Source organism: Microcoleus sp. Pol11C2 (genome assembly GCF_036701505.1).
Taxonomy (GTDB): domain Bacteria; phylum Cyanobacteriota; class Cyanobacteriia; order Cyanobacteriales; family Microcoleaceae; genus Microcoleus.
In genome coordinates, this window is record NZ_JAUBQX010000073.1 from 1 (window position 1) to 26,182 (window position 26,182).

Below are 26,182 nucleotides of genomic sequence, written 5' to 3' on the forward strand. Positions count from 1 at the left end.
TCGATCGGTAATGGTTTCATTATTGCTATTGATATACTTATCTTAACTGTACTCTATTAACCTGCAATCTGCTGTATCTTTTCCAACTGCAAAGGTATGGCTGTAGATAGGGGAAGGAAAATCAAGACAGACAATTCTGATGCAATTCGATTTGAGCTTTAATATTAGACAGCATTATGTAGATGCAAATGGCTGTCGCTTGCTATACTGCTGGAGGGTTGCAGCCAAATAAATCGGAGGCGGACGCAAAAACACCTTTGTTAAGAATTAAATGCCGAGATGGCGATATCGAACGATTAACCCTTGTTGCTGCAATTTTCCCAGCATTCGCGTTACTGTTACCAGAAAGAATTGGTTTAAAGCCGGAACTGCGATCGGGAGAAATTAAAAAAAGACTATTCATTACTCCAATCCTCTTCCTTCCAGGTAGATGTCGCCCCGCGTGCGGTCAACATTCAACAGTCAACAGTCAACAGTCAACACTCAACAGAACCGCGTCGTGCAAATCGCATTAGCAATATCTTGATGTGTCAAGCGGATATTCAAACGAGAGGCCACTCAAAAGTTATGAAACTGCAAAAAATTGGGTTGTCGGGACTTATCTCAATCTTAGCGGCGCTGACTGTAGGTGAGTTTCGGTTTATCCCTAACTCTCAATTTAAAATCATCAATTCTCAGGCCTTGGCTCAAACCCAAGCTCAGCGGAAAGGCGAAGCAGACCGACTGTTAAAGCAAGGGATTCAGCAGTATCAGATTAGTCAATTTCAAGCTGCATTGCAGTCTTGGCAACAGGCACTAATAATTTATCGAGAAATTAAAGACCGCGAAAGCGAGGGGAAAGCTCTGGGAAGTCTGGGAAATGCTTACGATTCCCTCGGCGACTACGCCAAAGCCATCGAGTACCAACAGCAGTCGTTGGCGATCGCCCGAGAAATAAAAGACCGCCAAAGTGAGGGGAACGCTCTGGGAAATCTGGGAAGTGCTTACTTTTCCCTCGGCGACTACGCCAAAGCCATTGAGTATGCTCAGCAGAAGTTGGCGATGGCGCGAGAAATTAAAGACCGCCAAAGCGAGGGGGCGGCTCTGCGAAATCTGGGAATTGCTTACCTTTCCCTCGGCGACTACGCCAAAGCGATCGAGTACCAACAGCAGTCGTTGGCGATCGCCCGAGAAATAAAAGACCGCCAAAGCGAGGGGAAAGCTCTGGGAAATCTGGGAAATGCTTACCATTCCCTCGGCGACTACGCCAAAGCCATCGAGTACACTCAGCAGTCGTTGGCGATCGCCCGAGAAATAAAAGACCGCCAAAGCGAGGGGAAAGCTCTGGGAAATCTGGGAAATGCTTACCATTCCCTCGGCGACTACGCCAAAGCCATCGAGTACACTCAGCAGTTGTTGGCGATCGCCCGAGAAATTAAAGACCGCCAAAGCGAGGGGAAAGCTCTGGGAAATCTGGGACTTGCTTACCATTCCCTCGGCGACTACGCTAAAGCCATCGAGTACACTCAGCAGTTGTTGGCGATCGCGCGCGAAATTAAAGACCGCGAAAGCGAGGGGAAAGCTCTGGGAAACCTGGGAAATACTTACCGTAACCTCGGCGACTACGCCAAAGCCATTGAGTACGCTCAGCAGTGGTTGGCGATCGCGCGCGAAATTAAAGACCGCGAAAGCGAGGGGAAAGCTCTGGGAAACCTGGGAAATACTTACCGTAACCTCGGCGACTACGCCAAAGCCATTGAGTACCAACAGCAGTCGTTGGCGATCGCCCGAGAAATTAAAGACCGCCAAAGCGAGGGGAAAGCTCTGGGAAATCTGGGAATTGCTTACGATTCCCTCGGCGACTACGCCAAAGCCATCGAGTACACTCAGCAGGACTTGGCGATCGCCCGAGAAATTAAAGACCGCGAAAGCGAGGGAATAGCTCTAAACAATCTAGGATTGGCTCTCTCCAAATCTGGCAATCTCCCAGCAGCAGAGAAAACCCTACTTGATAGTATTAAAGTTTCGGAATCTCTCCGTGCTGGATTAGACGATGCCAATAAAGTGTCAATCTTTGAAACTCAAACTAACCCCTATGTCAATTTACAAAAAGTCTTCATTGCTCAGAAAAAAACTAATGACGCTTTAGAAATTGCCGAACGGGGTAGAGCCAGAGCTTTTGTCGAGTTATTGGCATCTCGCCTTGCCGCATCTGCATCTGTCCAAACTACTATCAACCCGCCCACTATCCAGCAAATTCAACAAATCGCTAAAGAGCAAAACGCTACCCTTGTCGAGTATTCAAATATTTGGAATGAAGCCCTTTATATTTGGGTAATCAAGCCGACTGGTGAAATTACCTTTCGCTCAGTTGATATCAAATCTCTCGACATCAATCTACCCGAAGCCACCGAACAGACAAGAGTATCTGCTGCTACCGGGAGGAGAGGATTAAACGAGCAAGATACAACCTTAGCTGAGATGATTCGCGGCACTCGCGATGCTCTGGGTGTATCGGCGGGGGACATTGCCAACAAACAAACAGCTAATCCCCCTGCTTCTACCACTGCTGCTAATTCTCGGATAATCTACCCCAAATTACAGCAAAGTTATCAACTACTCATTCAACCCATTGCCGATCTTTTACCTACTGACCCGAATGCTCGTGTCATCTTCATTCCCCATCAATCCCTGTTTTTAGTTCCCTTGGTCGCCTTACAAGATCCGACAGGTCAATATCTGATTGAAAAACATACCATCCTCACTGCTCCCGCCATTCAAATTTTGCAGTTAACCCACCAATCACGGCAAAAAATCCGACAACTTTCTCTCCAGAATAATTTAGTTGTAGGCAATCCAATTATGCCCAAAATTGGCACCCCGCCGCGCCAATTAGAGCCCTTACCGGGCAGCGAACGGGAAGCAATTACAATTGCCCAACTTCTGAATACTAAACCGATTACAGGCTCTCAAGCCACTAAAGCATCGATTGCTCAACAGATGCTAAAAGCCCGGATTATTCATCTGGCAACTCACGGATTACTCAATGAAGTGAAGAGGGGAGATTTACCGGGAGCGATCGCCCTTGCGCCATCAGGAAATGATGACGGATTGCTGACTTCCAGTGAAATTTTGGATTTAAAATTAAATGCAGAATTAGTGGTATTAAGTGCTTGCAATACTGGTCGAGGAAAACTCACAGGTGATGGTGTGCTTGGATTATCTCGTGCTTTAATTAGTGCTGGTGTTTCCAGTATTATCGTCTCTCTGTGGTTAGTACCCGATGCTGTGACAGCGGAATTAATGGTAGAATTCTATCGCCAGTTACAGCTAAAACCGAATAAAGCTCAAGCTTTGCGGCAAGCAATGCTGATTACAATGAAGATGCACCCAACTCCGCAAGATTGGGCAGCGTTTACGCTGATTGGCGAAGCAGAATAAGATTTTTCTCTGCGCTTGCTACACTGCTTGAGGGTTGCAGCCAAACAAATCCGATGTGGAGGCAAAAACATCTTTGTTAAGTATTAAATGCCGATCGCCATCTCGACTGATTAACCCTTGCTGCTGCAATTTTCCCAGCATTCGAGTTACTGTTACCCGCGTCGTGCAAATCGCATTAGCAATATCTTGATGTGTCAAGCGGATATTCAAACGAGTTCCCTCAACCACAGGCTGACCGAAATCTTGTTGCAATAATAGCAGAAGCTGATACAAACGGTCATCTACTCGCCGCTGTCCGGCGATCGCTAAAATTGCTTCCATTTGTCGCAGTCGCCGTACCATTTGAGGCAGCAACTCGTGAGCCAATTGAGGAGAAGCTTCGATTTCCACCATAGAATACCACATCAAATAAATATCTGATGTCGCCGTAGCTCGGTAAGTTTGCAAGCTTGTCAACCACAAACCGAAGCACATCGAAGGCCCAACCCAACCCAAAAGTCCTTCTTCCCCGGTTGGATAAAGTGTACTCAGTTGTGCTAGACCTTGACAGACTCGCCAAAGACCATGCGACATCATAGGAATGGTTTCGCCCTTGGCATAAAAATGCAGGTTTCGGCTCGCTCCTGTGTTATGCTGGATTTCCGCTAAAAGTGCTTTAGATGTTAATGGCATATCCCTTATTTCCAGCTAAAAAACATTGGTCTGAAACCTACGCATCTCACTCTAGCCGGCCAAGGTAAAGGTTTGGTAATCGTCTGGTTAGCGCCAAGATAAGCTTTAGTGATTAGTCATTAGTTGTTAGTCATTAGTCATTAGTTGTTATAAAATGACTGAGAAAATGGTAAATTATGGAAAATAAATGCACTCGTTATTCCGGTCATATTAAATAAATATTTAAGTGGAAGAATCTATCAGAATATGTGTTAATAAATAGTTGGTTGATCAAGGTTTTATAGAAAACAGAGGCGAGTTCTGAAGTTCGATCGCACTTCCAGGCCCGCCGAGTCAACTGCTGCTCTCTGCTGCCACAACCTTCAAGAACTTCTAAAATAGTTCAAGAAGGTATCAAAAGAGAAAGTAAGGTTTTTCATGGCCGATCAATTAATTCGCGCTACAGCCGCAGATGGCGGAATTCGCGCCGTAGCCGTCATTTCCACCCGCCTCACCGAAGAAGCAAGACAGCGGCACAAGCTCTCCTATGTGGCTACAGCGGCCCTCGGGCGCACGATGTCGGCAGGGCTGTTACTCGCCTCCAGCATGAAGCGGCCCGAATCGAGAGTCAACATTCGCATCAAAGGAGATGGGCCGCTGGGCGGGCTTCTGATTGATGCGGGACTCGATGGAACAGTTCGAGGTTATGTGGACAATCCCGAAGTGGAATTGCCGCCCAATGCTAAAGGCAAACTTGATGTGGGCGGGGCAATAGGTGACGGTTATTTGTACGTGGTGCGGGACGTTGGATATGGCTTCCCTTATTCAAGTACGGTAGAATTGGTTTCCGGCGAAATTGGCGACGATCTGACTCATTATTTGGCAACCTCGGAGCAAACGCCTTCGGCTCTAGTTTTGGGGGTGTTTGTAGGGGCGGGCGGGGTAGAAGCCTCTGGGGGTGTGCTGTTGCAGGTTCTGCCGAAGGCGGCAACGGACGAAAAATTGGTGCAAACTTTAGAATCTAGAGTTGCTGAATTGTCGGGCTTTACGCCGCTGCTGCGATCGGGCAAAACGCTGCACCAGATTCTCCAAGAGTTACTGGGAGATATGGGCCTGGAAATTTTCCCGGAAACTCAGATGGTGCGTTTTGACTGTGGGTGTTCGTTCGATCGAGTTTTGGGAGCTTTGAAAATGTTGGGCGAAGCGGAACTCCAAGACATGATTGAAAAAGATGGGGGGGCTGAGGCTACGTGCCATTTCTGCAACGAGGTTTACAAAGCTAATAGCGACCAACTTGCCGAACTGATCGGCGATTTGCGCTCAAACTCCGGTTCTTGAGACGATAATGTGTAATTGGCTCTATTGAGTGCGAGTTAGGGATGACGGCCTTGACCAATTGCCAATTACGCATTATCAATTACCTAATCACAAAATTTTGATTTTGGCGGTTTGGCGATCGGCCCTTGCAGTCTAGGGCCGACGGGAGTATGTAAAAGTGATGAATACATTTTATAGAGCAGTTGATAGCAGCGCTCGCAGTTTTTAAATAACTAACGCTGGCTGGTTGCTGTTTGTGGTGAGGATATGAGTCAAGATCGCAAAATACCAGGCCGTTGGTCTGCATCAGAATCCTTGGAGTCAACAAAGGATACTTCGTCGCTGGTGCGCTTACCAGCAAGGAAAAACCGGGCTGAACGACTTAAAGAGCTCCGAGAGTTGGTTACTTCGGGAAAACTGCCGGGAGGGCATCTGGAACTACCGCCGAATTTGTCTGGGGAAAACTCGCAGCCGCCGGGGGCACACAATCCGTTTTGGCGGAACTGGTCGAATAAGTGGCAGTTTTGGCTGGCGCTGAGTTTGATGCTATCGGTGGGCATGGGGTTTGTGGCAATTGCGTCTTTACTCAACCTGACCTCGCAGTCCAATTGCTCAAAGATTTTTTGGCCGACAGCTTCTGCTAACGATCGCTTTTTTTGTGCTCAAGAAGCAGCAAGCAAGCGGACGGCGGATGATTTGCTCAGGGCGATCGAATTAGTGAATGCTTTGCCACAAAACCATCCGCTGCGGCCGAGAATTAACACTCAAATCGATCGGTGGTCGGAGGATATTCTTAGGCTGGGAAATGCTAGTTTCCAAGAAGGAAAGCTGGATGAGGCGATTGCGCTCGCTCGCAAGGTTCCTAAAAACGTTCCGGCTTACCCGAAGATGGAAAAGCAGATTGAAAAGTGGCAGTCGATATGGAGCGATGCAGAGAAAATTTACCGCACGGCTGAAGACCACTTGCGCCAGGAAGAGTGGACGCTGGCTTTCAGCCAAGCTACTCTGCTTTTGGATTTGGGAAATACTTTCTGGGAATCGGCTAAGTACGAGGAATTGACTAAGCTAATTCAGACGACTCGGGCGGAGGGCAATAAGTTGCTAAAAGCCCGGAATACAGCCTCCGAGGGAGGTCTCGACAATCTGGTGACGGGGATTAAGCTGGCTCAGGGAATTGGTCAAAACAGTTATTTGTATCAAGCTGCCAATAAGGCGATCGCGGAATTTAGCAAGAAAATTCTGGAGATCGCCCAAAAACGATTGCAAGCAGGGGATTGGGAGGAGGCGATGGCGATCGCTAACAAGATTCCAGAGTCTGCAAATTTAAGGGAACAAGTACAAGATTTTAATGAGTTGGCGAATGCTACTTCTCAGGCTTTGACTGGCTCTGTTGAGGGTTTCTCGAAGGCGATCGCGATTGCTCAAAAGTTGAAGTCCGGCCGCCCTTTATACAAACAAGCTCAAGATTTAGTCGGCCGCTGGCAACAAGAAATGGCTGATGTGAAAGTTTTGGATTTGGCAAGCAGGCTGGCGGCGCCTGGTGGGGTAAATGATTTGAGGGCTGCGATCGCGCAATTGCAAACAGTCCCGGAATCAAATCCCCGCGCTTCGGAAGCTCGCAGTCAAATTACCACCTTGAGCCGTCAAATTGAGCTGCTGGAAGACAGTCCGTATTTGCAAAGAGCGAACGATTTGGCGAGTATGGGCGATCCGAATGCTCTGGAAGCGGCCGTTGCTCAAGCTTCTCGGATCGGTAGAGGTAGGGCGCTTTACGTGGAAGCTCAAACCAAAATTCAAGCTTGGATCGAGAGGAGACAGCGGCTTGTTGACCAGCCGTTTTTGGATAGAGCTCAGCAGCTAGCGGCGGTGGGCAATTTGGCGGGGGCAATAGAGATGGCCCGCCGGATTCGATCGGGACGGGTGCTTTATGAGGAAGCTCGATCGAACATTCGGACTTGGGAGGCTCAATTTCAGGGTGAGCAAGATTTGCAGAACGCCCGTCAGGCTGCCAGATCGGGGACTGCGGAGGCTCTGCAAACGGCAATTGGGCTGGCCCTTCAGGTGCCGGAGTCGAGTTCCCTCCGGTGGCAGGCGAGTGAGGCGATTGATGAGTGGAGCCAGCGGATTTTGGCGCTTGGTGTGGAACAGTCGTCGTCGGATCTGGCTGGGGCGATCGCGACTTTGAAGAAAATTCCCTCGGGTACTCGGGCTTTTGAGCAAGCTCAATCGCAAATCAAAGTTTGGGACGAGTCGCTGAACCCTCCCGATGCTGAATCTCCGCCTCCCGAACCGCCGGAAACTGAGCCTCCGAGCAGATCTCCAAGTCAGTAAATTTGAGGGAGAGAAGGTGCTAATTAATATCTTTAGTTATCTGTATTAGGGAACCAAAAATGAAAACGCCCAAGCAAGTCCTCCAAGACTGGGTTTCTGCTTATAACGCTCGTGACCCTCACGCCCTGATCGAGCTTTATCACGAAGATGCAGAGAACCATCAAGTTGCCTTTGGCGATCCTCTAAACGGGCGTGAGGCATTGCTTGAGAGTTTTGTTAGCTTCTTCCAAGCCTTTCCAGACAATTACACGCACGCTGAGAATCTGTTTGAGGATGGCGAGTGGGCGATCGTCGAGTGGACTGGTGGTGGCACCTTTCTAGGTGAGTTTGGTGGCAACCTACCAACTGGCAAAAGTTTTACGCTACAAGGCTGTGGCTTCTTTCATGTTGTTGATGGCAAAATCCATTTTCAACGCGGTTACATAGACAAGCACACTTGGTTCATGCAGCTTGGGGTAGCGATATCATAAGCTTCCAGTTGTGCAACTGTACAATTATTCCGCATCAAGTCTTTGCTCACTAAAACCTGCGTTGCAGGTAGATACTACCGAAAAAAGGTGCTTTTTCCCGATGCTTGCCATCCCATTAAAAGGACTAATTCTAGATCCTAAACATCCGCCGGATTGAGGTGCATCATTGCCCAAGTGGTGTAAGTGCCGATCGGACTCCAAAGTATGTAAGGCAGCAATAACAGGGCGGCGGGCTCCGAAACTGGCAACACCGTTAAAGCTAGGATAACGCTTAAAATAGCGCCCGTTCCGCCGATTATGGTGCCGACTTTTAGGCTCCTAACTTTGCACATAACCGAGGTGTAAGACATAGTTACTATTTCTAAAAGCAGGTACAAACCCATTCTCAGCCAAGTCTCCTGAGTTCCTGGTTCTTTTTCCCACACAATCACTGCTGACCAAGCTGCACAAATAAAAATTACTGTCCAAATTAGGGGAATTGCTTTTTCAAATACTAGCCATCTCGGACGCTGCAAGCGGTTGAACCATTGGATGTCGCTGGGCGCGATTATGTTAGCAGCTAAAGCTACTACAAAGGCGACGCCTCCAATTACCATCCAGGATTTAATCATTTTTTTACCTTGAGCGAGGTTGACAGGTTTAATTCAGCAGATATTATCTCTAATTTTGGCGATTGCGCCATCTGTCCCTAGTTATATTAGGTTAGGTTGAGTTGCGAAACCCAACATTAGTTGAAAAGTAATTTAGACTTCTGGGAAACCTCAATTTATTGTCTTCAATTCCGCTTCATAATATAAAAAATATGACTCTTGCTCCCTCCCCTTGACAAGGGGAGGGTTAGGGTCGGCTTTTCAGTAAATTTGACCAGTAAATTGAACAAAAAGTCTCTTAGTCTTTCAAAAAAATCGGCGACTAGCCGAGCCGATGATGCTGTTCTAATTCTAAACTAGAGTCATTCTCTTTTTTGGGAATCAGAAGGGTATTTTCGCTGCTCGGTTGCAACACGGCTTTAATCACTTGGAGAAAACGGTTAGGCTTTTTAGTTTGACCGTTGAGAGTGCGGCGGTCTTTGACTTTTTGAGAAAGGTGTCGCATCACAGATAAATCGAGTTCATCTATGAAATGGTCTGCTATACGTTCTCCCATTAAATCAATAGCTTCAGCATACTGATCTGTCAGCGTTTCTATGGCATCGTATGCTTCGTCAGCAACTTGACTTGCTACTGTTTTATTTTGGTCGCCTGATGTCTGGGAATGGCTGCGGCGCCGATCTAAAAGACTTTGGTAGTCAGCAATGCTCATTCCCAAATTGTAAAGATGGTGGTGAGCGTGATCCATCAAATCTACTTCACTCGGATAGAAGAAACCGCGAGTGCTGTTGATGCCGTGCAGTTTTGCCCAACGCCGCAGATTTGTCTCATCTTGCAGTTCATATCGCTCTAACATTTGAGCTGTGTTCAGCTCTACTTCTGGCGTAACTTTGAAATCGCTCATCGGTAAATCCTCGCTGGTGAGTAAATAAATAAAATTGAAACTTAGAATCTGTGATTTGCGTACAGTCTGAAAATGATGATCAATCCTTTGACGGCATCCACGGAAGTCTTGCGGGCATTTGCTAGGCGTCGATCGTGCGATCGTTGGATCGAGTCAGAGGATTTCAGGGTACTTTTGAGCTTTGTCTCGATCGCATCCGGGAGCAAGCACACAGGGTTAATAATATAGCTGATTTAAGGTTTCAACAACCGTTAAAAATAGTAAAGTTTGATTTTTAGGGTTGAATTATTAGTAATGTTGAGCTATAATATTCTCAATAACCGTGCAATTAGTAATTTTAGTAGTTGCAAACGAGATTCTTAGTATGCCTGTATACGATTATTTGTGTCCCGAAAACAACCAGCAGTTAGAAGTTTGGCACAGCATGAACCTGGAAGTTTCCACTTGGGGTCAACTGTGCGAGTTGGCTAAGTGCGAACCAGGCGAGACTCCCGCAGATGCTCCGGTACGCCGGCTGCTGAGCGCTCCGAGGTTGATGAAGCCGACATCCGACACCGATTATAAAAATTCGGGTTTCAGCAAGTACGTGAAGCGGGATGAAGGGGTTTATGAAAATGTCACGGCTAAGGATGGTGAAAGCCGTATTGTCAATCGAGATGGTAAGCCGATTAAAGACTGAGAATCCACAATAATCAAGTTTTCAGTTGAGTGAATTACAGATATTGGGTAGGGACACGGCACTGCTGTGTCCTGTCTTTTATCCGATTGACAACTCCTATATTATTCCGATTATATTATGCGGATGCCCACGGAAACAAAACGCTCCACCGGACATAATATTATTAGCCAAACCAATCTTTGATTTTTTGTTTGGCTTGTTCTTTAGTATCAGCATTAATGTATACTGACACAGTAGCTATTGCCGCCAGCAATACTCCCAAATCGTCGGTAAATCCGATGCCGACTAATATATCGGGAATGGCATCAACAGGAGATATAAAATAGGTCAAAGCTCCAAGTACAACTCCTTTTGCCCAAGTAGGCACATTTGGGTTCTGAGCCGTATAGTAGAGAATCAAAGCTTTTTCAACTACTTCTCTTCCTGCGGTTAAAGCAAAGTTTTTAAGTTTAGTCCAAAAAGTTTCATCTGAATAGTAGATTTTGGGGTTGCTGAGGTTTGTTGTGGTTTCTTTCCGGTCGATCAAATCGATAGGAATGCCCTTAATTTTAAGCTGGGAAACAGCCGAATTGAAGGAGGCTGACGCCTGATTTTTATTAGGGGCGGCATCCCGTAGTTGTTTCATATCTGCGAGGAATTCCTGCATGGCTTGGATTTGCAAGTCGGAAACCGCGAGCAGTTTTTTTGCTGATTGGATCGCCTCGGTTTCTCCGGGATGCAGCGTCTTATTTGCCCCAGCAATGTTTATTAAAAAATACATGACTCCCAAACGCAGCGGTTCTTCGGACTTGCTGAGTGTTTGCAAACAGTCGCTGAGTGATGGGGGACTGGCTGTGTAGGATTGGATTTGAGTCTTTGCAGAGTCAGAAAATTTGTCTAAATTTAGGGTTTTAAACAACAAATCTAGTTCGTCAATATCAAAGGAACCATCGGCGGCTGCGATCGCAAACAAAGAACCATAAAAAGCTAAAAGTTCGCTTTCTGAGGATGTGGCAAAAATATCTCTATCGGACACGATGCTACTCCGATTGATAACGACGCTTTGCATTTTACCACAAAACTCAGCGCGCCATGATTTCAGAAACCGGCAATAATTTGAGAGAACATGACACAAGGGAGAATTTCTTATGAAAGTTGCGATCGTCGGCTGTGGCTATGTGGGTACTGCGACAGCCAAACATTTACGCGGCAAATCAGATTGTACCGTGACGGCGACAACTACGACGGCGACCCGAGTAGTTGAATTGCAGGGTGTCGCGCAGCGGGTAGCCGTACTCAAAGGAAATGACAAAGATGCGATCGCGTCTGTACTGCAAGAACAAGATGCTGTTATGCTGTGCGTCGGTGCTCGAAATCCTCAGGCTTATCGGGAGAGTTATTTAGATACTGCGACAAATTTAGTATCGGTTCTCCAGCAGATAGCGACAGTAAAGCAGGTTATTTATACGGGTACTTATTCTGTGTATGGCGATCGCCAAGGTGAATTTGTAAATGAAGAATCACGCGTCGCACCGGCTAATCCAAACGGTGAAATTCTCGCAGAAACAGAACGGGTTTTATTAGCAGCATCGAGTCCCAATCTTCAAGTCTGCATTCTCCGTTTGGGAGGAATTTATGGGCCTGGGCGAGAATTAGTTAAAATCTTTGGAGGCTGGGCTGGGAGCACTCGTCCCGGTAGGGGGGAAGATGCTACTAATTGGGTGCATCGGGATGATATTGTTGGGGGGTTAACATTTGCTTTGGAAAATCGATTGCAGGGAATTTATAATTTAGTCGGGGATGTGTCGCTATCCAGTGGTGAATTGCTCGATCGCATTTTTGAAACTCACAATCTGCCTCCAGTTTCTTGGGATGGAAGTCCTAGCGTCCGGCCTTATAATGCTAGGGTGTCGAATCAAAAGATTAAGGCGGCTGGTTATCAATTTATACATCCTGAAATTAGGGAGTATTAATGGAGGAGTGAATGGCGTCATTGAGGGCGATCGCTCTTTTGTGATGTTCGTAATTAACAAGGCGATCGCTCTTTGATTTATATCAAGTCTGCTCCATCACTCACAATAATAGTGTGGGATATCTATCGGCGCAGACTTTTAATCGCATTCGTCCTCAGTACAAACTTAATTAATTATAATTATTGACGCGGACTTGATATTATTGACAGATAAAGGCCAAGAAATAAAGGGTGATCCCGAACTAATTGTAGATGCACTCTAGGGAAAATTATCGGCTGGTATCATTTACAACCGCTGAAACAAATCCATCCGATAGCGTTTGTGATGGCGCGCTAAATCTAGCATCAAAAAACGTTTGCGTGGGTCACCAAGATGCTTCAAAAAATGTGCAGAATCGTGGAGGAAGGTATCGTGAACAATCTCGCCATTCAAGATAAAACTTTCCACTGGATACCGAAAGTGCACCATCAAAAGATAACCGCCAGGAAGTAATTGGTTAATGATTTTTTCCTTGGTTGCCTGGAGGTCATCTTTGCTCAAATAATAGCCCACTTCTGAGAATAAAATGAAATCGAAATTCTCAGTTGGAAACTGTTGGGGTATTTGCATCTGCTGAAAGCGAACCTGTGGAAGATCGTGGCAGCGTTTGCGCGCTTCTTGTAATCCTACTTCTGAATAATCTACAGAAAGCAATCTGTCACATTTTTTGGCAAGTTTCTGGGTGAGCACGCCGATAGCACATCCGATTTCAAAAGCATTTTTGAATCGGACTTTGGGCAAGGATCTGATCGTTGTTCTGAATTTACTGGTTTCATAAAAGCTAGACGTGTATCGCCAAGGATCTGAATTTTGGCGGTAGGTTTCATCAAAGAAGCTAGATTGTACTGATTCCGGTTCTGAAGGTTTCATTGTTAACCTCTGTAAGTTACATAATATCTAACTAAATATACTACCCAAAAAAATAGATTCAGGACTTACTAAATAATTTAACTTTTACACTATATGTAGGGTTGATATCGTCAGTGTTCACCCTAGATATAGAGTCTGTACGTAATTGCTGATATCGCATCCTTCACTTTCTTCTCACTGATGAATGACAGGTGGGACGCCTGTCCCACAATACATCTAATGAATAAAGGGCGAGCGCACTTCACTTAGGTTGTGGTAAATATTTTTTTATTACAGCATTACTAATGTTTTCTCTTCTTCCCAAGACAGCAAAATATTGTTTTATTACAGCATTACTAATGCTTTCTCTTCTTCCCAAGACAGTGAAATATCGAGTTTTCCTGATGCTGTAAATGTTTTATCTGCCAACAGTGGCGTCTCTAAATTTACACACATTCTGGCGGAATAATTACCTTCTTGTCCGCCGACAACTAGCTTTTATATTGCATCGAGTTTCGATGGATATACTACATTAGGGAACCTAACGTTATCAAAAGTTACGTTAACAATATATTTGCCGGATTCACCTCCACCAATGCTCATATAACACTCGTCATCTGCACCCAAGGTAACTAAATTTTTAGTTGTCACATTTAACTCGCGGATACCTTGTTATATTTGACTCCAAGTAGGACTTTCTCTTAAATCACCTTCATCCTGGTTGCCAACCCAATTTTCGGCTGATAGGTTTAACACAAACATTATCACCTGATTATATTTGGGGTGGCTCGCTCTCTTCTTCATCCGCGTTCATCCATGTTCATCTGCGGTCAAAAAAAGGGCGATCGCTAAATTAAATAATTATCTCTATAGCGCTCCTGTGCCATTTGTCGTGCTTCAAATTCATTCCATTGCTGGATAGGTCGTAAAGTTTCTACAGTTGTCAATTCATCGGGAATTGGTGTACCTATTATTTGATTAATTACTTCTGCTATTACCCGACAACAACTTTGTGGCCAACAGACTACTTGCTCCTCAGCAAATCTAATGACTATCCATCCTTTTTCTAAAAAAAGTTGATGGCGCTGATTTTCTTGGACAAGCACTTCGTAATTTTTAGGCTCACCGGTTTCATAGTGATAAGGTTTATCAATAGTTATATCAATACGTAAATTTGTTAATTTATCAAAATAAGAAATTTCTATACAGTAAGGTTGATAGGAGTGGGATTTTTGGATAATTAAATTGTTATAAATTTTATCTTGAAATAATTGCTGTAAATTTTTATAAAATTTACTTTCAAGCCACGGAGACTGTGTACTGACAATTCTACCTTCAGGAGGGACGGTTTTTATGATAATATCTTTAATTATCTGATAGCGATACTGTTTTATTTTTTCAGGTTTTTGGGATTCTGCTATCTGCCGTTTATGCTGAATCTCACGCTTTTGCCATTCTCCTAACAAATCTTTATAATCGCGCAGTTGTTGCTTGTATTGATTAAGTTTTCCTAAGTAATACATTTGTTGTTGCCAGAAGTTCAAGCCCGTCACCAAAATTCCACCTACAGAAATATAGAAAGTGACGATAATACTTCTACTGGCAATCAGAGAAATAGTTGCAAAAGGAATAATTAATGGAAGAGCTTTATATAAAAACAAAAGTACATCAATGGGTTGAGGCTTATAAGTGGGAGGTAAAGGTTTTGGTTCACTAAATTTCCATGTGAATGGAACTACATCCAGAGCTTGAATAACAGGGTCAGGCATGAGGATAATAGGATATTGATTCATGTTTTTTTTGTTGGTATTATTAAACTATAATATTCAACTATTTTCACGAAATATTCCGATCGAGCAAAGCAAACAATGTTCTAACAAGGTGGGCAGTTGCCCACCTCAGCAACTTATCCCATAATCCCACCAAAAAAGTCGATCGTCTCTTTCAACGCTTTCACAAACACATCAATCTCCTCGCGAGTATTGTAAAAATACAAACTCGCTCTAGCAGTAGATGAAACGTTCAAATAGCGGTGCAAAGCTTGCGTACAGTGATGTCCCGAACGAATCGCGACTCCCTCCTGATCTAACATAGTAGACAAGTCTTGAGGGTGAATTTCTCCGGCTGTAAATGCCGCCAAAGCTGCCCTACCTTCGCCGTTGCTGTCTGGTTGTGGTCCGTAAATTTTGATTTCGGGAATTTGCCGCAATTGTTGGAACATATAAGCAGTCAATTCTGCTTCGCAAGCGTGAATCTTATCCATGCCAATGTTACTAAGATAATCGATTGCTGCACCCAGGGCGATCGCCTCGCCGATTGCAGGCGTCCCCGCCTCAAATTTGTGCGGCAAATCGGCATAGGTGGAATAATCGAGAAACACGTCAGCAATCATCTCGCCGCCGCCGAAGAACGGAGGCATTTCTCTCAGCAAGTCCAGCTTACCGTACAGAAAACCGATGCCCGTCGGAGCGCACATTTTGTGACCGGAAGCAACCAGCCAATCGCAATCTATTGCTTGCACGTCTACTATCATGTGCGGCACGCTTTGGCAAGCATCAATTAAAACTCTTGCACCGAAACTGTGGGCAATTTTGCAGATTTCTTTGACAGGACTAATGCAGCCTAAAGTATTAGAAACGTGAACCGTTGACACCAATTTAGTTTTATGGGAAATCAGCGTTTTAAACTGTTCCAAATCAAACTCGTTAGTTTCCGTTAATTCGACAAACTTCAGTACCGCACCGGTTCTTTGAGCAATCATTTGCCAGGGAACGAGATTGCTGTGGTGTTCCATTACCGACAGGATAATTTCATCTCCAGCTTGCAGATTGCTCAAACCCCAAGAATAAGCAACCAAATTAATCGCTTCGGTGGCGTTGCGAGTATAGACAATTTCTTGCCGCGACGCTGCATTTACAAACGCGGCAACTTTGTCTCTAGCACCTTCGTAAGCATCAGTCGCTTTGGCGCTGAGAGTGTGAGCGCCGCGGTGCACGTTTGCATTGTATTGTCCGTAGTAATCACGCCAAGCGTTGAGCACAGCTAGGGGTTTTTGAGAAGTCGCTGCATTGTCTAAATAAACTAGCGGTTTACCGTTGACTTTTTCATTCAAAATTGGGAAGTCGCCGCGAACTTTTGATGCAAGTGTTTTTTCTTGAATAAGTGTCATATTTTTTGAAGTTAGTGATTTGTCGTTGGGTGGGGGCGGGTTTACGAGATTGTTGGTTTTAGGCAATTATTATTCGTGAAACCCGCCCCTACAGGCTGTTATAAATGGTGCAAGATGTTGTAGGGACACAGCAGTGCTGTGTCCTCTGTATCCTCATCTTTATGAGTTATCCTTGGATAGCGACGCAGGTAGAAAGCATTTTCGCCACGCCCAGAATCGGTAATTGATTGAGCATTTCCGCCGCAAAAGCATCGATTAGCAAATAGCGACTTCTTTCTAAATCCAAACCGCGACTTTGCAAGTAGAAAAGTTCATCATCTTCTAACTGGCTGACAGTTGCACCGTGGGAACATTTAACGTTGTCGGCGACAATTTCCAACTGCGGTTTGGTATCTACGCGAGCTCTCGGCGACAGCAACAAATTCCGGCTCAATTGTCCGGCGTCTGTCAATTGTGCGGCTTTGCGAACGAAAACTTTGCCGTTAAATACAGCGCGAGCTTTGTTGCCGACAATGCACTTGTGCAATTGGCGACTTGTACCGTGTGGGTGATTGAAATCGATTAAACTGTGAGTGTCCGTTAACTGTTCCCCAAAGGCTACGCTTAAGCCGTTTAGAGTTGTTTCAGTGGCTTCGCCGCGCTGAAGAACTTCTAAATTGTGCCGCGATATTTTGCCTCCCAAGCTGATAGCATGGCAAGTGTAACGGCTATTACGAGATTGCTCGATCGCACTTTTGCCGATATGAACAACTTCCCCACCTTCCCGCTGCAGCCGAACGTGATTCACAGTAGCGTTTTCGCCGACAACAACATCCGTTACAGCATTAGTAAACGCTGGTACATTACCGATAGTTGCGTAATCCTCAACCAGGGTCACGTTGCTTCCAGGCTCAGCTATAATTAAGCAGTGCGGCTGGCACATCGTGGGAGATGCACCAGGCGCGCTCAGGAACAGCAAGTGAATCGGAAGGTCGATCGACATATTGGCCGGCACGAACACCACCGCAGAATCAGCCAAACCCGCAGTATTCAGCGCCGTAAACACTTCGGTTTGCTGTCTGTGCTTGCTCAAAACATCGCTGATGCGCCCTTGATATTTTTCGGGTACATTGGATAGATTACCTGCGTAAAAGTCCGGCAAATTCGGCAAATTCAGCGTTGATAAATGCGGCGCATAAAAACCATTGACAAAGACCAATCTTAATGGTAAATCTGCCTTGTCTTTCACAGGCATCGTAATATCAGACAGCTTAATTTCTGACTGATTGCTCTCGGGTATATGAAAAGGAATTTGCAACACCGATGACAAATCAGTAAAGCGCCATTCTTCATCCCTCACTGTCGGAAAATGAGAAGAAAGCACGTATTGAGTTGCAATATCGCGCAAATCATCCAACCCGTAAACAGAACTTTTGAGATTAGCAGCGCCTAACTTTTCGCACTGATTCACCAAATCAGTCAAAAACATTTCCCTACTAGCAACTTGCGTATTCATCATCGCGCGCCTACTCCTGCTGCTTCCTCTTCCACAACCCAGTCATAACCGCGCTCTTCCAATTCCAGCGCCAACTCTTTCGGGCCAGTCAAGATAATTCTGCCGGCTTCCATGACGTGAATAAAATCAGGAATAATGTAATTCAGCAACCGCTGATAGTGAGTAATCACCAACATCGAATTTTCAGCAGTTGACAACTGATTCACACCGCCGGCGACAATCTTGAGAGCATCGATATCCAAACCCGAATCAGTCTCGTCCAAAATAGCTAATTTCGGTTCCAACAGCGCCATTTGCAAAATTTCATTCCGCTTTTTCTCGCCGCCGGAAAAACCCTCATTTACGCTGCGGCCTAAAAAAGAATCATTCATCTTGACAATATCCAGCTTGTCCTCGATTAAATCTTGGAAATCAAAAGCATCCAATTCTTCCAAGCCGCGATGTTTGCGGTGAGAATTGTAAGCCACGCGCAAAAAATCCAGATTGCTAACGCCGGGAATTTCCAAAGGATATTGAAAAGCCAGAAATACGCCAGCCAGAGAACGTTCTTCCGGCGCTAGTTCCAGCAAATTTTGACCTAGAAAAGTAACTTCTCCGCCCGTTACCGTATAAGCAGGATGGCCAGCTAATATCTTGGATAAAGTGCTTTTTCCCGAACCGTTCGGGCCCATAATCGCGTGAATTTCACCCGATTTAATTTCCAGATTCAAACCCTTAAGGATTTGGGTATCTTCCACATTCGCCGTTAAATCGCGGACGGATAGCACCACTTGACTATTTTCTACAATCATCTATTTTTGTCCTTTTCCTCAATGCACTTTACAGTTTTTTCTTCTCGTTCCTAGGCTCTGTCCCTTGGTGACCAATTAACGTTAAACCGATAGTTCGCCAGGGAATGAATTCCCTGTCTCAAAGCTAAAGTCCTCTGAAGAGGACTGAGAAGAAAATTTTTAAACTCATTAGTCCTGTTTAGAGGAGTTTAGCTATTAGTCAAGGAATTCATTCCCTGGCGGACGGGGAGCTTAAGTTGTCACCGATGGACTCGGCCTGGAAGGGTTTCTTGGCCGCGAAAATTATCCGACACTTCCTTCCAGTTTCAGACTCAACAGCTTATCAGCTTCCGCCGCAAATTCCATCGGTAACTGATTGAAAACATCTTTACAGAAACCGCTAATCATCATCGAAATAGCATTTTCTGCGGAAATTCCCCGCTGTGCGAAGAAGAACAATTGCTCTTCTCCAATCTTAGAAGTAGAAGCTTCGTGTTCCACTTTAGCAGTGTGGTTTTGCACTTGAATATAAGGGAAAGTATTCGCTTGAGCGTTATCCCCAATCAACATGGAATCGCACTGAGAGTAATTGCGAGAGCCTTTAGCATTAGGCCCCATTTTCACCAAGCCGCGATAGCTGTTGGATGAATTACCCGCCGAAATTCCCTTAGAAATAATCGTGCTGCGAGTGTTTTTACCAACGTGGATCATTTTGGTGCCGGTGTCAGCTTGCTGCTTGTTATTTGTCAGCGCTACCGAGTAGAATTCCCCTACCGAGTTGTCGCCGACTAACACGCAACTGGGGTATTTCCAAGTAATTGCGGAACCGGTTTCTACTTGTGTCCAAGAAATCTTAGAATTAACTCCCTGACACAAACCCCGTTTCGTCACGAAGTTGTAAATGCCGCCTTTGCCGTTGGCGTCGCCGGCGTACCAATTTTGCACTGTGGAGTATTTGATGTCGGCATTGTCCATTGTTACCAATTCCACGACGGCGGCGTGCAGTTGATTGGTGTCAAACATCGGCGCGGTGCAGCCTTCTAGGTAAGACACAGAACTGTTTTCTTCTGCAACAATTAGGGTGCGCTCGAACTGGCCGGAATCTCCGTTGTTGATGCGGAAATAGGTGGACAATTCCATCGGACATTTGACGCCTTTTGGAATGTAAACAAAGGAACCGTCGCTGAATACGGCTGAGTTGAGGGCTGCGAAAAAGTTGTCGCCGACTGGTACAACGCTGCCGAGATATTTTTCTATTAGTTCGGGATAATCTTTGACGGCTTCTGAGATGGAACAGAATATAACGCCGTCTTTGGCTAGTTTTTCTCTAAAGGTTGTGGCAATTGAAACGCTGTCAAAAACGGCGTCAACGGCGACATTTCCGAGCCGTTTTTGTTCGGAGAGGGGAATGCCGAGTTTCTCGAAGGTTTCTAGGAGTGTCGGGTCTACTTCATCCAAACTGTTGAGCTTTTTGGGCTTTTGTTTGGGCGCGGAATAGTAGATAATTTGTTGGTAGTCGATCGCGGGATAGTTGACGTGGGGCCAGGTGGGCTCGGTCATTTTCAACCACTGCCGGTATGCTTTGAGGCGGAATTGCAGCATGAATTCCGGTTCGTTTTTCTTGGCGGAAATCAGGCGGACTACATCTTCGCTCAAGCCGCGGGGGATGGTGTCTGACTCGATGTCGGTGACAAAACCGTACTTGTAGGGCTGGTTGACTAGGGTTGTGACTGTAGAGCTCATTAATTTTGCGCTTTCGAGTGTTCTGGATAAGTCTCTCAAAGATGACAGACGCTGAACTGTCGGGGGCCCGGCCAGTTCTGGGGGCTGCTCTGGTAAGTAAAACAACTGATTTGTTGCTTTAGTATATTTTAAGCTACATTAACAACAGTGATATTGTCAAAGTCAAATTAATAATTTTTTGTGAAGATGATGGAGACTACTCAGCAGACTTCCACGAAACAAGACATCCTGGAATATTTGCTCAAGGAGGGGCAGGGGACGGCTCTTGAGTTGGCGGAGTCTTTGGATATCAGCCCGCAGGCGATTCGCCGTCATTTGAAGGATTTGGAAGCGGAGGGGCTGATTCAGTATCAGTCGGTTCAGGCTGGGATGGGGCGGCCGCAGCACATTTATGAGCTTACCAGTCTGGGGCGCGATCGCTTCCCGAATCGTTACGGCGATTTTGCAGTCTCTTTCTTGGATACCTTGGCGGAAACCGTCGGCCGCGAGCAAGTGATTACTATCCTGCGAAAACAGTGGCAGCGCAAGGCTACGGACTATCGGCGGCTAGTGGGTGCGGGTTCGCTGCAAGAACGGGTGACTAAGTTGGTGGAACTCCGCAGGGCTGAAGGTTATATGGCTGAGTGTTATCCTGTAGAATCTGTAGAGGTTGGGATCTGCGATCGCGCTGGTTTGGACGATCGATTTGTGTTGATGGAACACAACTGCGCGATTTCTAATGTTGCTGAAACTTTTCCGAGTGTCTGCGGTAATGAGTTGGAAATGTTTGCAGCGGTTTTGCCGGATTGTATTGTGGAGCGGACTCACTCGATTATTAATGGGGAACACCGCTGCGGTTATTTGATTGCAAGGAAGAAGGAAGAAGGAAGAAGGAAGAAGGAAGAAGGATGAGAATTTCAAATTCCCAATTACCCATCCTAAATTCCAATTACCAATTACTAATTACCACTTACTAATTACCAATTACCAATTTTTAATATATGGAACCGCTAGCAGATTTTTTAAAGCCGGAAGAGTGTGCGGAAGTTGATATGGCGCTGCTGTCGTCGAAGGAGAAGTTTTCGGCGCGGGTGGCAATTTATGCTTTGAGGGTGCTCAAGCAAATTGCTGGGGAGACTGGGAAGCCGGTGGCTGAGGTGACTAATGGACAGGTGATGGATTGGATTAAGAATGATGAGAGTATTAAAGGGTCGATCGAACTTGATGCTAGTTTTGAAAACTTTTTTACAAATTTGGTGGTGGCGTCTTTGCGGCCTTTGAGGCAGATTGCGACAGAAGCCGAGAACCCGATCGAACAATTAACAGTTAAGCAGGTTGTGGCGTGGTTTGTGAAGGACGGGAAAATTCGCAGAGAACAGGGAAGCGAGGCGGCGTTTTTGGATTTGTGAGTTAAAGGTCGAGCGGCCGCACCCCCAAACTCGGCCTTAAACCCCGATAATTCCATCGGTTTCGGGCGCTCGAAAAAAAGTTTTGACTTTGGGGTTGACAGACTAGGGAAAAATTGATAAGGTAATTAAGTCGAGCGAAAGAGATGCAGCGCATCAAACTGAACGCAGACACAGGATTAAAAGTTTTCAAAGCTTTCCTGGTGCTTATGATGTAATGGAACCACTCCGATCCATCCCGAACTCGGTTGTTAAACGTTGCTATGGCGAAGATACTCGGCGGGTCACTGCCCGGTAAAATAGCTCAGTGCCAGGTTAATAATAAATTAAAGCTCTTTTCCCGCAACAACGGAAAAGGGCTTTAGTTTTTTGGGGAGTTATTACTCATCGAAACAAAAGCTCGTCTAGGGCCCTTTGTAGAAATCTCAATATTCGTGGCCAGGAACAGATTTAGGGGCGATCGAACTTGATGGGAGTTTTGAAAACTTTTTTACGAATAGGGTAATTGCGTCTTTGCGGCATGAGAGGCAAGTTGCGACAGAAGCCGAAAGCGCGATCGAACAATTAACAGTTAAGCAGGTCGTGGCGTGGTTTGAGAAGGACGGGAAAATTCCCACAGAACAGGGAACCGAGGCGGCTTTTTTGGATTTGTGAGTTAAAGGTCGATCGGCCTCACTGGCAAATAATACGTCAAACTCGGCTATTGGGGGCTGTTTCGGGCGCTCGAAAAAAAGTTTTGACTTTGGGGTTGACAGACTAGGGAAAACTTGATACAGTAATTAAGTCGAGCGAAAGAGATGCAGCGCATCACAATTAACGCAGACACAGGATAAAAAGTTTTCAAAGCTTTCCTGGTGCTTATGATGTAATGGAACCACTCCGATCCATCCCGAACTCGGTTGTTAAACGTTGCTATGGCGAAGATACTCGGCGGGTCACTGCCCGGTAAAATAGCTCAGTGCCAGGTTAATAATAAATTAAAGCTCTTTTCCCGCAACAACGGAAAAGGGCTTTAGTTTTTTGGTGAATTATTACTCATCTAAACAACAGCTCGTCTAGGGCCCTTTGTAGAAATCTCAATATTCGGGGCCAGGAACAGATTTGTGGTCGATCGAACTTGATGGGAGTTTTGAAAACTTTTTTACGAATAGGGTAATTGCGTCTTTGCGACATGAGAGGCAAATTGCGACAGAAGCCGAAAGGGCGATCGAACAATTAACAGTTAAGCAGGTCGTGGCGTGGTTTGTGAAGGATGGGAAAATTCGCACAGAACAGGGAACCGATGCGGCTTTTTTGAATTTGTGAGTTAAAGGTCGATCGACCGCGCACCCAAACCCGGCCTCAAACCTAGATAATTCAGGCGGTTTCGGGCGATCGAAAAAAAGTTTTGATAAAGGGGTTGACAGACAGGGGAAAACTTGATAAGGTAATTAAGTCAAGCGAAAGAGATGCAGCGCATCAAGCTTAACGCAGACACAGGATTAAAAGTTTTCAAAGCTTTCCTGGTGCTTATGATGTAATGGAACCACTCCGATCCATCCCGAACTCGGTTGTTAAACGTTGCTATGGCGAAGATACTCGGCGGGTCACTGCCCGGTAAAATAGCTCAGTGCCAGGTTAATAATAAATTAAAGCTCTTTTCCCGCAACAACGGAAAAGGGCTTTAGTTTTTGGGGATTTACAGATGTTTATAATATGACAAGTGCGTAAGTCCAGAACAAAATCTGGTGTAGTTTGGAAAACAAGGGTGAAATGCGTGTTATCAGCCGAAAAATCCTGCGAGATTTCTGTGAAAGCCATGCCGATTCCTGCGATGCACTTTATGACTGGTATAGAGTGTCAAGTAAAGCCCAATGGCAGAACCTAATTGATGTTCAGCAGATTTATCCAAAAGCTGAGTCAGTCGGAAATTTTACCGTATTTAATATTAAGGGAAATCGATATCGGCTGATTGTTGATTTGGTTTACGTTTCTCAAAGAATCTACATCAAATATGTTCTGACTCACGCTGAGTATGATAAGGATGAGTGGAAAAATGATCCGTACTTTTGATGCAAAATCTTATACAGATTTACTTGTTCGCTATCAACCCAAACCGATCGCAAATGAAGCAGAAAACGAGGCCGCGATCGCTCTCGCTTGCGAACTGGAACACCGCCCTATGCGATCGCTGGAGGAAGAGCTATTTCTGGAGCTTTTGATAACGCTGATTGAAAAATTTGAGTCGGAAAATTATCCGATTCCTGCTGGAAATGCTGCTTCTATGTTGCAACATTTAATGGATGCGAGAAATTTGGACAAATCAGATTTGATTCCAGTTTTGGGAACGGAAACAGAGGTTGATAAAGTTTTTGTTAGCGGCAGGGCGATCGAAATAGATGAAGCTAGAAAATTAGCCGATTTTTTCCACATCGATATTAGTTTGTTTCTCTAATCGCGATCAGCTACTTGTTGAGTAGGAGTTGCTGATATTAGCTCTCCGGCTGATTAGTCATTAGTTTTAAGCGATCGACCTCCTCGAACCTTTTTTCCCAAGCTTTGGCAATATCGTCTGGGAGTTTGGGTTCAGCTATTCTATTTTGGTGCTTGTGCATCACAAAGTCGATAAAGTCGCTGACTTCTGGCAAAAATGATTCTGGAAGTTGCTGCAATAAGGGCGATCGCAATATCACGAATAGCCATAGTAATTGCCCATTGCAGTCGTTTTTATTTTAATACAATCCTAACAAGCGATCGCCCTTAATTTTAGCAGTCAATAGTGGGCGATCGCATCTTTCCTCGTTTTCTAACGGCAAAGGTGAGCCGCGGCTAGTAACCTTTGCTCGCTCGAAATCTTACTTGGGAACACAGGACCAACTATGCTTGCATTTGGGACAGCTTAAATTCAGTTGTCCTAAATTACTTGGAGCGCGTAGCTTTTGAGAACAATTTGGACAAGCAATAACTACTTTTATAGGTTGAGTTATTGGGCTATCTGAAAAAAGTTGCTTTAAAAGTTCATAGACTTCACTAAGGGAAATATGACCATTTTCTAACGATTGCACCAATTGATGAGCATCGTCAGGACTAATTAAATTATTGGTGACTGCTTCTTTCAGCACCAAATAAAATCTTGTCTTATCCTGCTCATCAAAGTTAGACCGTTTCTCTTTAGCTTCAACTTCTCTTAACTGTTCTTCATACTCATTCAATAACTGCTTGCGTTTACCTTCATGAAAGCCACCATCTTTGATGAATCTCGATACACCATATACAGTGGCTCCGCCAACTACAGCAGCACCCGCAACGAGGGCAGCAGGAGCAGCTACAAGCATACCAAGACCTGTTACGGCTGTGAAAATGGGTATGGAAGCGGTGGTTGACCCTAAAATTGCTGCTGCTGCTCCAGCTCCACCAGCGCCTAATGCAGTCACTCCAGCATCAGCAATAAGTCCCACTCCATCACTCGGATTATTCTTTAGTTCTTCAATTAGTTTGATCAGTTGTTCTTTCGTCAATTCTTGCTTGTTAGACATTATTAAATCTCAGTAATTTCAGGTTGGAGATTAAGCAGTAATAAGGTTACGAAATACAGTATTGAATACGTCGGCAAACAGAGAAAAGAAATGTTGAACAATTTCACCAACATCTTCACCCACGTTTGGAAATTGTTTGTCTAGTCTATGCCCAACCACTGCACCCATTACAGTAACAGTTATTCCCAATGCTGCTGCCACCGGAACTAAAACTTGCCCTAAAAATGGTATTGAAGTTATTAAACCTGCAATAGCAGCCCCAATTACAGCACCTATCCCAGCACCGACTACTAAAAATGGATGAGCCTTAACGAACTCAATAATTTTTAGCAGCACAATTTTTCCAACAGCAAAAACTTTACCTCCAACCTTTTTTGTAAAGGTAATTAGCTCATGCAATCGACTGATAAATTCTTTGGGAAGCCCAAGCTCTTGAATTTGCGCGTATACTTCACTACTTTTTATTGACTCAGCTTCTGCATTCCAAAGTGCAAGTTTTAAATTTGCTTGTCCTGGAGATAAATTTTGATTGTTCATCTGTAACTCCTGATAGTGGCTGCTACATAACTTGTCCTACCTAATTGTAATAAAATTTCAGGATAAAGCCTCAGCGAAATTACGTAAACTTATACACGCTACAAATTTACGAGTGCGAGCACACCGCTCCGACTCGCAACTTCATAATAAAGCACTTCTGTCTGAAGAGGCTCAGGGAGTTCTGCTAATTTTTCTAAAATTACTGGCTGTATCATGTTTCTACTCGCGATCACCCTATCTATTCCATTAAAACACCAACACCCAATGTCAGCAACAGAAGACTTCATCATCTATAGCGAGCGCACATCATTCATAAATCGATCGAGGGTTCGATCGAGCAGTAGTTTCATGAGAATTTTGGCTCAA

Annotated in this window: 26 protein-coding genes and 3 rRNA genes; 15 read left to right on the forward strand and 14 right to left on the reverse strand. The window is 45.1% G+C overall.

Features of this window, described 5'->3' with window-relative positions; all coding sequences use genetic code 11:
* Positions 1–202: 202 nt before the first annotated feature.
* Positions 203–403 (reverse strand): hypothetical protein, encoded by a 201-nt coding sequence (locus QUA42_RS27905; RefSeq protein ID WP_445301368.1) that lies wholly within the window; start codon positions 401–403, stop codon positions 203–205.
* Positions 404–567: 164 nt separating this feature from the next.
* Here QUA42_RS27905 and QUA42_RS25565 point away from each other — a divergent pair, with 164 nt between their 5' ends.
* On the forward strand, positions 568–3,420 hold the full coding sequence (locus tag QUA42_RS25565) for a tetratricopeptide repeat protein (protein WP_333141224.1): 2,853 nt from the start codon (positions 568–570) through the stop codon (positions 3,418–3,420).
* An 18-nt stretch (positions 3,421–3,438) separates the two neighbouring features.
* Here QUA42_RS25565 and QUA42_RS25570 read toward each other — a convergent pair whose 3' ends face one another.
* Positions 3,439–4,092 (reverse strand): Crp/Fnr family transcriptional regulator, encoded by a 654-nt coding sequence (locus QUA42_RS25570; protein WP_333141226.1) that lies wholly within the window; start codon positions 4,090–4,092, stop codon positions 3,439–3,441.
* A 417-nt stretch (positions 4,093–4,509) separates the two neighbouring features.
* On the opposite strand from QUA42_RS25570, the gene hslO reads away from it, so the two are divergent.
* From hslO to QUA42_RS25585, 3 genes are all read left to right on the forward strand, one after another.
* Positions 4,510–5,409 carry an Hsp33 family molecular chaperone HslO gene (hslO, locus tag QUA42_RS25575; RefSeq protein ID WP_333141228.1) on the forward strand — a complete coding sequence of 300 codons (900 nt, stop codon included), beginning with the start codon at positions 4,510–4,512 and terminating at the stop codon, positions 5,407–5,409.
* Between the two features lie 246 nt (positions 5,410–5,655).
* On the forward strand, positions 5,656–7,719 hold the full coding sequence (locus tag QUA42_RS25580; RefSeq protein WP_333141230.1) for a hypothetical protein: 2,064 nt from the start codon (positions 5,656–5,658) through the stop codon (positions 7,717–7,719).
* Positions 7,720–7,778: 59 nt separating this feature from the next.
* On the forward strand, positions 7,779–8,189 hold the full coding sequence (locus QUA42_RS25585; RefSeq protein ID WP_333141232.1) for an ester cyclase: 411 nt from the start codon (positions 7,779–7,781) through the stop codon (positions 8,187–8,189).
* 137 nt (positions 8,190–8,326) lie between these two features.
* Here QUA42_RS25585 and QUA42_RS25590 read toward each other — a convergent pair whose 3' ends face one another.
* A complete protein-coding gene (locus tag QUA42_RS25590; protein ID WP_333141234.1) occupies positions 8,327–8,800 on the reverse strand; it encodes a TspO/MBR family protein in 474 nt (157 codons plus the stop codon).
* A gap of 301 nt (positions 8,801–9,101) precedes the next feature.
* Entirely contained in the window at positions 9,102–9,683 is a 582-nt protein-coding gene (locus QUA42_RS25595) for a hypothetical protein (RefSeq protein WP_333036150.1), read from the reverse strand.
* Between the two features lie 364 nt (positions 9,684–10,047).
* On the opposite strand from QUA42_RS25595, the gene QUA42_RS25600 reads away from it, so the two are divergent.
* The gene (locus QUA42_RS25600; protein ID WP_333036151.1) at positions 10,048–10,362 is read left to right on the forward strand and encodes a zinc ribbon domain-containing protein; all 315 of its coding nucleotides are present in this window, start codon (positions 10,048–10,050) and stop codon (positions 10,360–10,362) included.
* A gap of 163 nt (positions 10,363–10,525) precedes the next feature.
* On the opposite strand, the gene QUA42_RS25605 is transcribed toward QUA42_RS25600, so the two are convergent.
* Complete coding sequence (locus QUA42_RS25605) at positions 10,526–11,377, reverse strand: YkvA family protein (RefSeq protein WP_333141236.1); 852 nt, start codon at positions 11,375–11,377, stop codon at positions 10,526–10,528.
* A 112-nt stretch (positions 11,378–11,489) separates the two neighbouring features.
* Here QUA42_RS25605 and QUA42_RS25610 point away from each other — a divergent pair, with 112 nt between their 5' ends.
* Positions 11,490–12,314, forward strand: coding sequence for an NAD-dependent epimerase/dehydratase family protein (locus tag QUA42_RS25610; RefSeq protein ID WP_333141238.1), 825 nt, complete (start codon positions 11,490–11,492; stop codon positions 12,312–12,314).
* Positions 12,315–12,599: 285 nt separating this feature from the next.
* Here the strand turns inward: QUA42_RS25610 and QUA42_RS25615 are convergent, their stop codons facing one another.
* The 6 genes from QUA42_RS25615 to sufB all read right to left on the reverse strand — a co-directional run bounded on the left by QUA42_RS25615 (position 12,600) and on the right by sufB (position 20,379).
* Positions 12,600–13,223, reverse strand: a complete 624-nt coding sequence (locus QUA42_RS25615) for an SAM-dependent methyltransferase (protein ID WP_333141240.1) — start codon at positions 13,221–13,223, stop codon at positions 12,600–12,602.
* 827 nt (positions 13,224–14,050) lie between these two features.
* Positions 14,051–14,995 (reverse strand): hypothetical protein, encoded by a 945-nt coding sequence (locus QUA42_RS25620; RefSeq protein ID WP_333141242.1) that lies wholly within the window; start codon positions 14,993–14,995, stop codon positions 14,051–14,053.
* Between the two features lie 113 nt (positions 14,996–15,108).
* Entirely contained in the window at positions 15,109–16,371 is a 1,263-nt protein-coding gene (locus QUA42_RS25625; protein ID WP_333141243.1) for a SufS family cysteine desulfurase, read from the reverse strand.
* Between the two features lie 166 nt (positions 16,372–16,537).
* Positions 16,538–17,869: a Fe-S cluster assembly protein SufD gene (sufD, locus tag QUA42_RS25630; RefSeq protein ID WP_333141245.1), complete on the reverse strand. Its 1,332-nt coding sequence runs from the start codon at positions 17,867–17,869 to the stop codon at positions 16,538–16,540.
* On the reverse strand, positions 17,866–18,657 hold the full coding sequence (sufC, locus tag QUA42_RS25635) for a Fe-S cluster assembly ATPase SufC (protein ID WP_333036165.1): 792 nt from the start codon (positions 18,655–18,657) through the stop codon (positions 17,866–17,868). Before sufC ends, sufD begins: the two co-directional genes overlap by 4 nt.
* Positions 18,658–18,939: 282 nt before the next feature.
* Positions 18,940–20,379 (reverse strand): Fe-S cluster assembly protein SufB, encoded by a 1,440-nt coding sequence (sufB, locus tag QUA42_RS25640; RefSeq protein WP_333036166.1) that lies wholly within the window; start codon positions 20,377–20,379, stop codon positions 18,940–18,942.
* A gap of 186 nt (positions 20,380–20,565) precedes the next feature.
* Between sufB and sufR the strand changes: the two genes are divergently transcribed.
* The 9 genes from sufR (at position 20,566) to QUA42_RS25685 (ending at position 24,198) form a co-directional block, all read left to right on the forward strand.
* The gene (sufR, locus tag QUA42_RS25645; protein ID WP_333141247.1) at positions 20,566–21,270 is read left to right on the forward strand and encodes an iron-sulfur cluster biosynthesis transcriptional regulator SufR; all 705 of its coding nucleotides are present in this window, start codon (positions 20,566–20,568) and stop codon (positions 21,268–21,270) included.
* Positions 21,271–21,359: 89 nt separating this feature from the next.
* Positions 21,360–21,767, forward strand: a complete 408-nt coding sequence (locus tag QUA42_RS25650; protein WP_333067411.1) for a hypothetical protein — start codon at positions 21,360–21,362, stop codon at positions 21,765–21,767.
* Between the two features lie 196 nt (positions 21,768–21,963).
* Positions 21,964–22,080 (forward strand): 5S ribosomal RNA (gene rrf / locus QUA42_RS25655).
* A gap of 197 nt (positions 22,081–22,277) precedes the next feature.
* Positions 22,278–22,418 (forward strand): hypothetical protein, encoded by a 141-nt coding sequence (locus QUA42_RS25660; protein WP_333141249.1) that lies wholly within the window; start codon positions 22,278–22,280, stop codon positions 22,416–22,418.
* A gap of 196 nt (positions 22,419–22,614) precedes the next feature.
* Positions 22,615–22,731, forward strand: a 5S ribosomal RNA gene (gene rrf, locus QUA42_RS25665).
* Between the two features lie 134 nt (positions 22,732–22,865).
* Positions 22,866–23,069: a hypothetical protein gene (locus tag QUA42_RS25670; protein ID WP_333141251.1), complete on the forward strand. Its 204-nt coding sequence runs from the start codon at positions 22,866–22,868 to the stop codon at positions 23,067–23,069.
* A 196-nt stretch (positions 23,070–23,265) separates the two neighbouring features.
* Positions 23,266–23,382 (forward strand): 5S ribosomal RNA (gene rrf / locus QUA42_RS25675).
* Between the two features lie 134 nt (positions 23,383–23,516).
* Positions 23,517–23,816: a type II toxin-antitoxin system HigB family toxin gene (locus tag QUA42_RS25680; RefSeq protein ID WP_293125902.1), complete on the forward strand. Its 300-nt coding sequence runs from the start codon at positions 23,517–23,519 to the stop codon at positions 23,814–23,816.
* Positions 23,800–24,198: a transcriptional regulator gene (locus QUA42_RS25685; protein WP_333141253.1), complete on the forward strand. Its 399-nt coding sequence runs from the start codon at positions 23,800–23,802 to the stop codon at positions 24,196–24,198. The genes QUA42_RS25680 and QUA42_RS25685 overlap by 17 nt, the downstream gene beginning before the upstream one ends.
* A 37-nt stretch (positions 24,199–24,235) precedes the next feature.
* Here the strand turns inward: QUA42_RS25685 and QUA42_RS25690 are convergent, their stop codons facing one another.
* The 3 genes from QUA42_RS25690 to QUA42_RS25700 all read right to left on the reverse strand — a co-directional run bounded on the left by QUA42_RS25690 (position 24,236) and on the right by QUA42_RS25700 (position 25,816).
* Complete coding sequence (locus QUA42_RS25690) at positions 24,236–24,436, reverse strand: hypothetical protein (protein ID WP_333141255.1); 201 nt, start codon at positions 24,434–24,436, stop codon at positions 24,236–24,238.
* 162 nt (positions 24,437–24,598) lie between these two features.
* Positions 24,599–25,279, reverse strand: coding sequence for a hypothetical protein (locus QUA42_RS25695; RefSeq protein ID WP_333141257.1), 681 nt, complete (start codon positions 25,277–25,279; stop codon positions 24,599–24,601).
* A gap of 30 nt (positions 25,280–25,309) precedes the next feature.
* Positions 25,310–25,816 carry a hypothetical protein gene (locus tag QUA42_RS25700; RefSeq protein ID WP_333141259.1) on the reverse strand — a complete coding sequence of 169 codons (507 nt, stop codon included), beginning with the start codon at positions 25,814–25,816 and terminating at the stop codon, positions 25,310–25,312.
* Positions 25,817–26,182: the final 366 nt, after the last annotated feature.

Excerpts from the sequence above, each read along its gene's own strand:
- QUA42_RS27905 (WP_445301368.1), bottom strand. The coding sequence starts at position 403 with ATGAATAGTCTTTTTTTAATTTCTCCCGATCGCAGTTCCGGCTTTAAA.
- QUA42_RS25565 (WP_333141224.1), top strand. The coding sequence starts at position 568 with ATGAAACTGCAAAAAATTGGGTTGTCGGGACTTATCTCAATCTTAGCG.
- QUA42_RS25570 (WP_333141226.1), bottom strand. The coding sequence starts at position 4,092 with ATGCCATTAACATCTAAAGCACTTTTAGCGGAAATCCAGCATAACACA.
- hslO (WP_333141228.1), top strand. The coding sequence starts at position 4,510 with ATGGCCGATCAATTAATTCGCGCTACAGCCGCAGATGGCGGAATTCGC.
- QUA42_RS25580 (WP_333141230.1), top strand. The coding sequence starts at position 5,656 with ATGAGTCAAGATCGCAAAATACCAGGCCGTTGGTCTGCATCAGAATCC.
- QUA42_RS25585 (WP_333141232.1), top strand. The coding sequence starts at position 7,779 with ATGAAAACGCCCAAGCAAGTCCTCCAAGACTGGGTTTCTGCTTATAAC.
- QUA42_RS25590 (WP_333141234.1), bottom strand. The coding sequence starts at position 8,800 with ATGATTAAATCCTGGATGGTAATTGGAGGCGTCGCCTTTGTAGTAGCT.
- QUA42_RS25595 (WP_333036150.1), bottom strand. The coding sequence starts at position 9,683 with ATGAGCGATTTCAAAGTTACGCCAGAAGTAGAGCTGAACACAGCTCAA.
- QUA42_RS25600 (WP_333036151.1), top strand. The coding sequence starts at position 10,048 with ATGCCTGTATACGATTATTTGTGTCCCGAAAACAACCAGCAGTTAGAA.
- QUA42_RS25610 (WP_333141238.1), top strand. The coding sequence starts at position 11,490 with ATGAAAGTTGCGATCGTCGGCTGTGGCTATGTGGGTACTGCGACAGCC.
- QUA42_RS25615 (WP_333141240.1), bottom strand. The coding sequence starts at position 13,223 with ATGAAACCTTCAGAACCGGAATCAGTACAATCTAGCTTCTTTGATGAA.
- QUA42_RS25620 (WP_333141242.1), bottom strand. The coding sequence starts at position 14,995 with ATGAATCAATATCCTATTATCCTCATGCCTGACCCTGTTATTCAAGCT.
- QUA42_RS25625 (WP_333141243.1), bottom strand. The coding sequence starts at position 16,371 with ATGACACTTATTCAAGAAAAAACACTTGCATCAAAAGTTCGCGGCGAC.
- sufD (WP_333141245.1), bottom strand. The coding sequence starts at position 17,869 with ATGATGAATACGCAAGTTGCTAGTAGGGAAATGTTTTTGACTGATTTG.
- sufC (WP_333036165.1), bottom strand. The coding sequence starts at position 18,657 with ATGATTGTAGAAAATAGTCAAGTGGTGCTATCCGTCCGCGATTTAACG.
- sufB (WP_333036166.1), bottom strand. The coding sequence starts at position 20,379 with ATGAGCTCTACAGTCACAACCCTAGTCAACCAGCCCTACAAGTACGGT.
- sufR (WP_333141247.1), top strand. The coding sequence starts at position 20,566 with ATGATGGAGACTACTCAGCAGACTTCCACGAAACAAGACATCCTGGAA.
- QUA42_RS25650 (WP_333067411.1), top strand. The coding sequence starts at position 21,360 with ATGGAACCGCTAGCAGATTTTTTAAAGCCGGAAGAGTGTGCGGAAGTT.
- QUA42_RS25680 (WP_293125902.1), top strand. The coding sequence starts at position 23,517 with ATGCGTGTTATCAGCCGAAAAATCCTGCGAGATTTCTGTGAAAGCCAT.
- QUA42_RS25685 (WP_333141253.1), top strand. The coding sequence starts at position 23,800 with ATGATCCGTACTTTTGATGCAAAATCTTATACAGATTTACTTGTTCGC.
- QUA42_RS25695 (WP_333141257.1), bottom strand. The coding sequence starts at position 25,279 with ATGTCTAACAAGCAAGAATTGACGAAAGAACAACTGATCAAACTAATT.
- QUA42_RS25700 (WP_333141259.1), bottom strand. The coding sequence starts at position 25,816 with ATGAACAATCAAAATTTATCTCCAGGACAAGCAAATTTAAAACTTGCA.